The organism is Peribacillus suis, from assembly GCF_059384845.1.
The window spans coordinates 1,065,310-1,075,215 of sequence record NZ_CM182019.1 but is presented as its reverse complement, the minus strand read 5'-3'; the positions used below and the strand labels follow the sequence as shown (position 1 = coordinate 1,075,215).

General features: G+C 41.4%; 11 protein-coding genes and 1 pseudogene. 3 read left to right on the top strand and 9 right to left on the bottom strand.

The window, feature by feature from the left end; translation table 11 throughout:
- Positions 1-35 precede the first annotated feature (35 nt).
- The 7 genes from argD to AC503W_RS05290 form a co-directional block, all read right to left on the bottom strand.
- Positions 36-1,187 carry an acetylornithine transaminase gene (gene argD / locus AC503W_RS05320; protein ID WP_402955847.1) on the bottom strand — a complete coding sequence of 384 codons (1,152 nt, stop codon included), beginning with the start codon at positions 1,185-1,187 and terminating at the stop codon, positions 36-38.
- The gene (gene argB, locus AC503W_RS05315; RefSeq protein WP_494916346.1) at positions 1,184-1,990 is read right to left on the bottom strand and encodes an acetylglutamate kinase; all 807 of its coding nucleotides are present in this window, start codon (positions 1,988-1,990) and stop codon (positions 1,184-1,186) included. Before argB ends, argD begins: the two co-directional genes overlap by 4 nt.
- Complete coding sequence (gene argJ, locus AC503W_RS05310; protein ID WP_427688560.1) at positions 1,971-3,203, bottom strand: bifunctional ornithine acetyltransferase/N-acetylglutamate synthase; 1,233 nt, start codon at positions 3,201-3,203, stop codon at positions 1,971-1,973. The genes argB and argJ overlap by 20 nt, the downstream gene beginning before the upstream one ends.
- 19 nt (positions 3,204-3,222) lie before the next feature.
- The gene (gene argC, locus AC503W_RS05305) at positions 3,223-4,257 is read right to left on the bottom strand and encodes an N-acetyl-gamma-glutamyl-phosphate reductase (RefSeq protein ID WP_427688561.1); all 1,035 of its coding nucleotides are present in this window, start codon (positions 4,255-4,257) and stop codon (positions 3,223-3,225) included.
- Positions 4,258-4,735: 478 nt separating this feature from the next.
- On the bottom strand, positions 4,736-5,749 hold the full coding sequence (gene moaA / locus AC503W_RS05300) for a GTP 3',8-cyclase MoaA (RefSeq protein WP_402867770.1): 1,014 nt from the start codon (positions 5,747-5,749) through the stop codon (positions 4,736-4,738).
- A 115-nt stretch (positions 5,750-5,864) separates the two neighbouring features.
- Positions 5,865-6,173 (bottom strand): metal-sulfur cluster assembly factor, encoded by a 309-nt coding sequence (locus AC503W_RS05295; RefSeq protein WP_402867769.1) that lies wholly within the window; start codon positions 6,171-6,173, stop codon positions 5,865-5,867.
- Positions 6,174-6,285: 112 nt separating this feature from the next.
- On the bottom strand, positions 6,286-7,074 hold the full coding sequence (locus AC503W_RS05290; RefSeq protein ID WP_402867768.1) for a prolyl oligopeptidase family serine peptidase: 789 nt from the start codon (positions 7,072-7,074) through the stop codon (positions 6,286-6,288).
- A 236-nt stretch (positions 7,075-7,310) separates the two neighbouring features.
- Here AC503W_RS05290 and AC503W_RS05285 point away from each other — a divergent pair, with 236 nt between their 5' ends.
- The 3 genes from AC503W_RS05285 to AC503W_RS05275 all read left to right on the top strand — a co-directional run bounded on the left by AC503W_RS05285 (position 7,311) and on the right by AC503W_RS05275 (position 8,557).
- Positions 7,311-8,123, top strand: a complete 813-nt coding sequence (locus tag AC503W_RS05285) for a Cof-type HAD-IIB family hydrolase (RefSeq protein ID WP_402867767.1) — start codon at positions 7,311-7,313, stop codon at positions 8,121-8,123.
- Positions 8,124-8,219: 96 nt separating this feature from the next.
- Positions 8,220-8,366 (top strand): hypothetical protein, encoded by a 147-nt coding sequence (locus AC503W_RS05280; RefSeq protein ID WP_402867766.1) that lies wholly within the window; start codon positions 8,220-8,222, stop codon positions 8,364-8,366.
- A complete protein-coding gene (locus AC503W_RS05275; RefSeq protein WP_407408616.1) occupies positions 8,366-8,557 on the top strand; it encodes a DUF3813 domain-containing protein in 192 nt (63 codons plus the stop codon). The genes AC503W_RS05280 and AC503W_RS05275 overlap by 1 nt, the downstream gene beginning before the upstream one ends.
- Positions 8,558-8,600: 43 nt before the next feature.
- Here AC503W_RS05275 and AC503W_RS05270 read toward each other — a convergent pair.
- Together AC503W_RS05270 and AC503W_RS05265 are read right to left on the bottom strand one after the other, a co-directional pair.
- Positions 8,601-8,789, bottom strand: a pseudogene (locus AC503W_RS05270) (KGG domain-containing protein); the annotation flags it as partial.
- Positions 8,790-8,934: 145 nt separating this feature from the next.
- The gene (locus AC503W_RS05265) at positions 8,935-9,777 is read right to left on the bottom strand and encodes a YitT family protein (RefSeq protein ID WP_402867763.1); all 843 of its coding nucleotides are present in this window, start codon (positions 9,775-9,777) and stop codon (positions 8,935-8,937) included.
- Positions 9,778-9,906: the final 129 nt, after the last annotated feature.

Genomic DNA, 9,906 nt, shown 5'->3' with positions numbered 1-9,906 from the left:
AATTATTCATTTCATTCTATAAAAATTCAAATAATTTAGATTATTTGTTTTGTTGCCACTGCACTTTTAATTTTCACGATTGCCTGATCTATTTCTGATTGATTCACCGTAAGCGGTGGAAGCAAGCGAAGTACGTTCGGCCCGGCACTCAATAGAAGTAGACCTGCCTCTTGCATCTCCAATATAAAGCCCTGGACTTCCTGTTTGCATTCAATGCCAATCATCATCCCAAGACCCCGGACTTCTATTACATCGTCAAGATCCTCTAACGCCTTGGTCAATTCACTTTTCAGATACTCAGCTTTTTCCTCTGCTTCTTTTAAGAAATCCGGTTGGAATATTTCAGTTAGAACCGCTTCGGCAGCTGCGACACTCACTGGGTTTCCTCCAAAAGTGGACCCATGGCTTCCAGGACCAAAGAATTCCGCCAATTCCCTTTTACCGATCATTGCCCCGATAGGGAGTCCGTTTCCAAGCCCTTTGGCCGAAGTAAGGATATCTGGCTGGATATCGAAATGAAGGAAAGCGAATGGCTTAGCTGTCCGGCCAATTCCCGTTTGAATTTCATCAACGATAAGAAGGGCTCCATGTTTTTTACATGCGGCAGCAATTGCATCCAAATAAGCTTGCTGAACAACATGAATGCCACCTTCCCCTTGAACGATTTCAATCATGACCGCTGCCGTGTCACCGTCTACTGCGGCGGCTAAAGCGTCGTTATCATTAAATGGAACATATTCAAAAGAGTTTAACATCGGGCCGAAACCTTTCTTGATCTTATCTTGCCCGGTTGCTGCCATTGTTGCGAAAGTACGCCCATGAAATGATTGTAAACAAGTGACGATCTTACTTCTCCCTGTCGCTTTACGGGCAAGTTTAATTGCTGCCTCATTTGCTTCCGCACCGCTGTTGGCAAAGAAAACGTGGTCCAATCCCGATGCTTCTGCCAGCATGCCCGCAACCCTTTCCTGTGCAGAGCTCTGGAACATATTCGATACATGCCAATACTTATTCAACTGCTGGGTAACGGCATTCTTCACTTTTTCGTGACAATGACCAAGATTCAGCACTCCAATTCCTGATGTAAAGTCCAGATACTCTTTCCCATTCTTACTCATTAACTTCGTACCGTTCGCTGTTTCTGGTTCTATGTCCCATCTTGCATACGTTGGAAATAAAGAACTCATTTGAATACCCCTTCTTTCTGTAAAAATTTCGTACCGATGAACTGTCCATCCTCGTAGAAGATCTCTTTTCCACTTACAATCATCACTTCTTCGACGCCCTTATTCAACACGGATAATGCAGTCTTTACCTTTGGAATCATTCCTCCATATATACTGCCATCTGTAATTAAATCTTGCGTCTCCGATTCGGTCAGCTTTTCGATGACTTGATGATTCTTCATTACCCCTTTAACATCTGTTACAAATAAACACATGGCCGCCGAAAGGGCTTTCGCCACTGAACCTGCAGCCATATCGGCATTCACATTCAGTTTATTTCCATCTTCTGTAGAGGAGATAGGCGTCAACACTGGGCAGAAGCCTTTGTCGAAAAACAATTCCAATAGTTCTGTATCGACCTGATGAATTTCACCGACAGCCCCTAGTTTTTCTTTATCAATGAACTCACCGGTCAGGATGCCGCCATCCGATCCATTGAGGCCAACTGCTTTGATTCCGTGTTCTTCCAACTTGTGTACAAGGCAACGATTAGACTTACCTGCCAGCATCAGTTCAACCACTTCCAGCACGTCTGTTGTCGTTTTTCTCAACCCATCTTCGAACACTGGTTCAATTTCGAATTTCTCAAGCATCGAATTGATATCCGGACCGCCTCCATGAACGAAGACGATTTGATACCCACGGCTTTGTAATTCTTTTATACTCGTAAAAAATGATTCGGATAACTCATTAATAATGCTGCCGCCGCATTTGATGACTAAAGTGTCCACCCATTCATCCCCCTTATGATCGATAGCTCCCATTAATTTTCACATAATCATAGGTTAGATCGCAGCCCCATGCCGTACCTGATTCGTTCCCATCTTGTAAATAGACATTAATCGTTATACTCTTATTTTCTAAATAGACTTTCGCCTCTTCTTCGGAAAACTGTACCGGTTCGCCTTCCTTCAGGACTACGATATCACCAAAGGCGATTGTTGTTTGTGTAGGTTGAAAGGCCACTCCGCTTCTTCCCATGGCCGCGATAATGCGACCCCAGTTAGCGTCAGAACCAAACGCTGCGGTTTTCACTAAATTTGAACCCACAATCGTTTTTGCCATCATCTGTGCATCGGTTTTCTCATTCATTCCATGGACATTGACTTCAATTAGCTTCGTAGCCCCTTCTCCATCTTTTGCAATTTGCTTAGCAAGGTTTTCAGATGTCTGTTTCAATAAATTCAAGAAGACGGACCATTCCGGGTGTGCTTTGGATAATGGTTCATTGCCTGCTTCTCCATTTGCCAAAACCAGAACCATATCGTTCGTGGAACTATCACCATCAACCGTGATTTGATTGAAGGTATCGTTGGTTATGCTAGATAACGCCTGCTGTAAATCGGCCGGTTCAATGGCTGCATCCGTCGTAATGAATCCAAGCATCGTAGCCATGTTAGGATGAATCATCCCCGACCCTTTCGCTGCACCGCCCATTTTTACGACCTTGCCGTCAATGACCGCTTCATACCCACAGCTCTTCGTTACGATATCCGTCGTCAAAATAGCGGTACCAAAGTCTTCTGCGGCTCCTGGTGTATCAGCTATCTCGAGTAAATCTATTCCCTTTTTGATCTTTTCCATATCCAAGTACTCACCAATGACTCCCGTTGAAGCAACAGCAAAAGCATGATCTTCCAAGCCAAACTTTTGTGCCGTAAGCTTTCGCATTTCAAGCGCATCCTTTAGCCCTTGCTTTCCAGTGCATGCATTCGCGCAGGCACTATTCACAATGATGCCATGAATTTTGCCGGTGACGGAAATACTGTCTTTCGTCACATCGATTGGGGCCGCCTGAACGACATTCTGTGTATAAACGGCAGCAGCTGAGGCCGTGACGTCCGAAAAAATGACGCCAATATCTTTTTTGGAGTAACGTAAACCTGCATGAACGCCTGACGCTTTAAATCCTTGTGGAATTAAGATGTTTCCTTTTTCAATTTGTTTGATTGTTTCAACTTGCTGTAATGTATTCATTATTTCCCTCCAAGAAATTTTATGGATAAAGCGGGGTGTTCCATAATCCTGTTGTTTCTTCAATCCCCATTAAAAGATTTGCGTTTTGAATGGCCTGCCCAGCAGCGCCTTTCACTAAATTATCAATCACCGAAACAATCGTTGCCCTTCCTGTTCTTTCATCATAAGCAACACCTATATCGCAAAAATTCGAGCCATATACTTGTTTTGTAGAAGGAAAGTGATCTATTGGCTGTATTCGAACAAATGGATGTTTATCATAAATGGTTTCATACAAATCCCTTAATTCGGCCGTTGAAGTTTGCCGGTTTAATTTAACGTACATTGTGGCCATGATCCCTCTCGTCATCGGGACAAGATGGGTATTAAAAGATATCGGCTGTAAATCTTTCGACCAGCGTCCAAGCTGTTGCTCAATTTCCGGTATATGTTGATGCTGGTTCACCTTGTATATTTTGAAATTTTCATTCATTTCACTATAATGCGTTACGACCGAAGGAGACTTCCCTGCCCCGGACACCCCTGATTTAGCATCGATAATGACATCTGAACCTGTAGCCCATCCTTCCGTAAATAAAGGGGCAAGGCCAAGCAATGTAGCGGTGGGGTAACAACCTGGGTTTGCAATAATAGTGGATTGCCTGATTTCCTCGGCATTCCATTCTGCTAGACCGTATATAGCTTTTTCAAGGATGGATTGAGGGGCAGCCTCTTTTTTATACCAACGTTCATATTCTCCTGGAGTTTGAAGCCTGAGGTCCCCTGACAAATCGATTACTTTCAAGTCAAGATCAGAAAATTGCGAAATCAGTTGTGAGGAAACACCTGAAGGCGTAGCGAGAAAAACAATATCAGATTTTTTTGCGATTTTTTCCGGATCAATGGCTTCCAATTTATCTTTCATATGCATTAAATGCGGATTTTCTTCATGGATACTCCGACCAAATTGGGATGAAGTATGTAATGATTCTATTTGTAAATGAGGATGATTAGCCAGGAACCTTATTAGCTCCAATCCACCATATCCTGTAGCTCCGACAATTGAAACGTTCATAAAACCACTCCTATATTCTAGTCCCTGTCATTCTTTGATTCTATTATTATATGATTGAATAAAAATAAAATCAAATGTATTTTTATAAAATTATTAAATTATATACAAAATTCTATCTTTTGCTACTATTCTTTGATATATTTTTTTCCATTCACAGCCCATTTATGAACAACGTCTTAGATTTAACCCTTTCTTGTTGCTAAAATCACCAGTAGTTCATTCATTGCCTTGTTTATTCATTTCACAACCTCCATATCCGTCCCCCGACCACCAGCAATTATATGCCTACAACATGAAAAGGTTGCGGGGATATCGACGGTATCCATCCAATTGTATTGACCCAGGGATCATTTAATATCTTGTTCCATCATATACATGCATAAAACCCGTATAATTTATTCATTAACCAAACGATGCACATACAAAAAAATACGGGATGGCATCTGCCATCCCGTATTTTTAACTTGTCCTTTAAAAATCAACCACCAATAAAGGACATTTCTATTTTTTCTTGTTTTTTCAAAGTGCCCGCTACCCTCTCGTCCGAATAACGGTCATCTCGATGATTCCAAATCGAGATGATGTGGTCTGTTAATTCTTCATCCGACATCTCTGAACGAACCAATGACTTCAAGTCATGGCCTTTCCCATTAAATAAGCAAGTATATATGCTACCGTTTGCAGAGAGACGTGCACGCGTGCAACTTGAACAGAATGATTCCGAAACCGACGTGATGAATCCTACTTCAGTTGTTGTTCCTTTATAACGGAAACGCTTAGCAACTTCCCCAAAGTAATCTTCTTCCACAGGTTCCAATTCGAATTCTTGCTGTAGCATCTCGAGCAGTTCCTTTTTCGTTACCACATTTTTTAGTTGCCAACCATTTGTATGGCCAACATCCATATATTCTATATATCGCAGTTGAATGCCTTCCTGTTTGCAAAAACGAGCCATTGGCAGGATTTGAGATTCATTCGTTTCTTTTTTCACCACCATATTGACCTTGACGCCAAGTCCTGCCTTTTTAGCAGCGGCGATGCCTTCCAGAACCGGTTTTATCCCGATATTTCTGCCATTCATCTTTTTAAACAACTCGTCATCCAGACTGTCTAGGCTGATGTTCACTCGTTGTAAACCTGCTGCCTTTAAATCGGCCGCATGCTTCTTCAGGAACACGCCATTGGTGGTCAACCCTATATCTTCTATTCCTTCAATCAAGACAAGTTCGGAAATAAGCGTGGTAAGATTTCTGCGTAACAGCGGTTCCCCGCCCGTCAACCTTAACTTCTTCACACCTAAGTTTGCGAATATTTTAGAGATCCTTATAATTTCTTCATATGATAAAAGCTCGCTCTTCGGGAGGAACTGGAAATTCTCATGAAAAATTTCAGCCGGCATACAATATTGACAACGGAAGTTGCAACGATCGATGACGGAAATTCTCAAATCTCTTAATGGCCTATCTAAAGAATCTTTTATTTGACTGGTCAATTAACCACTCCTAGCCCTCATGTATTAGAAAAAGCCAAGCCAATAAAAAGCTGGTCCACAAAATGCGGATTCACCGTTTTTTGACTGGCTCTCTATTCATTCTTTTACATGGAATTTATTTTATGCCTAATGCGATTTTTGCATATCTGGACATGCGGTCCTTGGACCATGGTGGACTCCACACAATTTGCACGTCCGTTTCTTTCACTTCCGGAATATCTTCAAGCACCAATTTCACTTGATCGACAATTGTACCAGCTAATGGGCAGCCCATAGCCGTCAAGGTCATCTTCACAGTCGTTAGTCCTGCCTCGTCCATATCCACATCATATACCAAGCCTAGATTGACGATATCTATTCCAAGCTCCGGGTCAATAACCTGTTCCAAAGCTCCCATAATAATGTCTTTTGTATCTTGATCCATCTTAATCACTCCTTTTATAATCAATTATCCCCGTCATTCATACCGGGTGCTGATAGTTAAAACGGTTTACACTATCTACATATTAGAATCATAACAGATTTTTCGCGTTCCATTAAGCTTTTTGTATAGTTGGCAATAAATGTTTCTCAAACCAGTTCGCCGTTTGAAGCACACCTTCTCTGCTTACCTTATGAGATGCTTTCTTGTCGAGAATGAAATTAATTCTATTATCCCCTTCATTATAACTTGATTTAACCTCTTCATAAAAGCGATATGCATATTGATAAGGAACCACATGATCTTTTGCTCCATGCCAAAACAATAGTGGCCGATTAGCGAGCCTGTCGGGATTCAAGCTTAGGTCAAATGGTTTAAGTTGTGCAATCGCTTGTGTGATTTCCTCTTCCGATAGGGGAAAGCTAATCTCCCTTTTTTTCATCTCCCCTATTTGAAGCTCGGCAAACGAAACATATGAAGGGTTCCCCATCAAGCTCACGCCCGCCGATAACCAATCATAAGTCGCTAACGCCCCATTGGTCACAATCCCACCCATTGAGCTGCCGGCTATGCCAATCCTTTTAGGATCGATTAATTTACGGGAAAGTAAATCATCTTTAAGTAGGGGCAACTCTTTGATGCTCTGTAATACCATTTCCCAAAAACGAGGCATCAACTCGGATTCGCTTTCCCCCGTTTCCCTCTCTCCATGGTAGACAACATCGGGAAGAATCACGCGAAAGCCCTTTTCAGCCATTAAATATGCATAATGGAGATTGTGTTCCTTTGCACTCTGAAATCCGTGTATAAAAATGACTAGCGGCAGTTCCTTATTGAAAATGGACCGTTCGCTAACATGTAAAACAGGAATGTGCCCTATTACTTCTTTTTCGATGATCACCAATTCGACCCCTCCGAATCATTCATGTTATAATGCTGATTGCCCCTATATGGAACAACCAAAATTTTATTAAAAAACCTATTTAAGTAAGTCGTATAATCTCGGGATTATTATAACCCTTTCATTTAGTAATATCATACAAGAATGCATAAAGAATGAAAAACATTTACAATTTCAGTACACTAAACTTAACAATATTCGCCTATAATAAAATCAAAAAAGAACAGAAGGTGCCATAGATGAATGACAAGCATTTAATTGTATTGGATCTTGATGGAACATTACTTACTGATAAAAAATCCATTTCCCCCCGCACTAAACAGACCCTTTTAAAACTGAAAGAGGATGGACATGAAGTCATGATTGCGACAGGCCGTCCCTACCGCTCAAGCGAACTCTATTATCGTGAGTTGGGATTGACAACGCCTATCGTCAATTTCAATGGTGCCTTTGTCCACCATCCCTTGCAGACAAGCTGGGGGACGTATCATTCACCTCTCGACATCAAGATTGCAAAAGAGATAGTCGAGGCCTGTGACCAATTTAGCTATCATAACATCATTGCAGAGGTTAGGGATGATTTATATGTCCATTATCATGACGAAAAATTGATGAATATGTTCAATGTAGGGAATCCAAAAATGACTAGCGGGGACCTGCGAAACTACCTAAACGATTCGCCTACCTCTATGCTCATCCATACAGATAGCGAATATGTCGGGCAAATTCGGCAGCATCTATCGGATGTTCATGCTGAATTGGTTGATCACCGACGTTGGTCAGAGCCCTTTCACATCATCGAAATCATAAAAAGTGGATTAAGCAAGGCTGTTGGGCTTCAACGTGTATCCAATTACCTGGACATTCCAAAAGACCGGATCATCGCATTCGGGGATGAGGACAACGACTTGGAAATGCTTGACTACGCAGGAACGGGTGTCGCCATGGGTAATGCCATAGAATTGGTGAAAAACGTAGCCAACACGACAACCTTGACCAATGAGGAAGATGGCATTGCCATTTTCCTTGAGGAAAAATTTAATCTGAAATAACACATTTTTCCCTTCATAAATTCCATTCATTGAGCCACACTAGTAGGGACAACAGCAAACATCGTTGTCAAAAAGCTCAGATTCGGAGGAGATATAATGGGAACAAAATCAAAACGTTTTGTACAGCAAGGCAAAGAAAGTGTTGCCAAACACGCTGAAAAAATCCCTTATCACACTACGTATGCAGAGGCTGAAAAAGACAGATTACGTATTATGTCAGAACAAAGCTATGGTGGCTTCTAATGGGAAACAAATTATTCCAGAACGCTCGGGACTTTGTTGAAGAAGCTCTCCACTCTGAGCCTGGTGGCGACCAGCAAAAAACTGTGGAAATCGCCAAAAATGCTCTTTCTTCGGCTAATGCCAATACGAATAATGCCGAAAAAGAACAGTTGCGTGAACTTCAGGAAAAGTTGGAAAACCATCTAAAGTAAAAAGGAAAAGCCTCCAGGATCCTGGAGGCTTTTCTCGTATTTAATCGTTATTTCTTGTTGTTCCGCCTTTTTTACCGATTTCTTTATAAAAACTTTTATCATGAGAATCGGAGGTGGCTTCTCCGCCTTTGCGTCCAATCTCTTGGTAGAAGTCCTTATCGTGATTGTTCGAAGTGGCATCCCCGCCTTTGCGTCCAGCTTCTTCCCTACTCATCTTTTCATTCTTAGCCATTGTTCATCACTCCTTCAACAAGATTTATTGGCGATACGCTAGTACATTAGCCGTTTGGGATAAGCCTCAAACGTAAAACACCAATATTTATCCATTTGTCAATGAAGTGTAACAGTAATGAAAAATATGGTAAAAATCCTACTGTTCATTCCCTTCGGAACGTACCAACGATTCCCGACGTTTCAATAATGTTGGTGAAGGCATGAGGATCGACTTCTTGAATAATCCTCTCCAAATCATACAATTCATACCGAGTAATGACGATCATCAACATTTCCTTACTTTCATTGGTGAAAGCTCCTTTAGCAGGGAGCCTTGTAATGCCGCGAACCAATTTAGCATGGATGGCTTGCTTCAGTTCCTCGCTTTGCTTCGTTATGATCATGGCTGTCAACTTTTCATGGCGAGTATGTATAGCATCTACCACGCGTGTTGAAGTATAAAGCGTAACGAGGGTATACAAGGCCTTTTCAGGTCCATATACCGCTCCGGCTGTGACGATGATGATTCCATTCAAAAGAAATAAGTAAGTTCCTACAGGCTTGTCCTTCTTGCGTGATAAAAGCATGGCGATAATATCCATACCACCTGTCGATGCCCCGAATTTCAATGTAATCCCTACTCCGACCGCAGCGATCACACCACCAAAGACAGCATTCAACAAAATGTCTGGGGACCATCGTGTTAGCGGGATGATTTCCATAAATAAACTCATTAATATAACACTGAGGAAGCTATAAAAAGTGAAGGACTTCCCAACCTTCCTCCAGGCAAGAATAGTGACTGGAATATTCAATAGAAAGAGTAAGATACCAGTCGATACATTAAATGGTGCAAAGGATCCAATAATACTTGATAATAACTGCGCTACCCCTGTGAATCCACTTGCATAAACATTTGCAGGAATCAGAAAAAAGTTCATTGCAACAGCATTCAGTAATGCACCAATTATGACAATTAGAATTTTCTTTATTTCATTACCATACAACCAAAAAACCTCCAATATATCCTATTTTTAGTGGCCAATTCCCCTTATTTTCTCTTTCTATAGTCGTAGTGATTGAAATTTCACCGTTACATGCTAAACTAAATAGAGTAAAACACACATTTACTAAAA

Coding starts and splice junctions, on each gene's coding strand:
- argD (WP_402955847.1), bottom strand. CDS start 1,187: ATGAGTTCTTTATTTCCAACGTATGCAAGATGGGACATAGAACCAGAA.
- AC503W_RS05295 (WP_402867769.1), bottom strand. CDS start 6,173: ATGGATCAAGATACAAAAGACATTATTATGGGAGCTTTGGAACAGGTT.
- argJ (WP_427688560.1), bottom strand. CDS start 3,203: ATGAATACATTACAGCAAGTTGAAACAATCAAACAAATTGAAAAAGGA.
- AC503W_RS05280 (WP_402867766.1), top strand. CDS start 8,220: ATGGGAACAAAATCAAAACGTTTTGTACAGCAAGGCAAAGAAAGTGTT.
- argC (WP_427688561.1), bottom strand. CDS start 4,257: ATGAACGTTTCAATTGTCGGAGCTACAGGATATGGTGGATTGGAGCTA.
- AC503W_RS05275 (WP_407408616.1), top strand. CDS start 8,366: ATGGGAAACAAATTATTCCAGAACGCTCGGGACTTTGTTGAAGAAGCT.
- argB (WP_494916346.1), bottom strand. CDS start 1,990: ATGGGAGCTATCGATCATAAGGGGGATGAATGGGTGGACACTTTAGTC.
- AC503W_RS05285 (WP_402867767.1), top strand. CDS start 7,311: ATGAATGACAAGCATTTAATTGTATTGGATCTTGATGGAACATTACTT.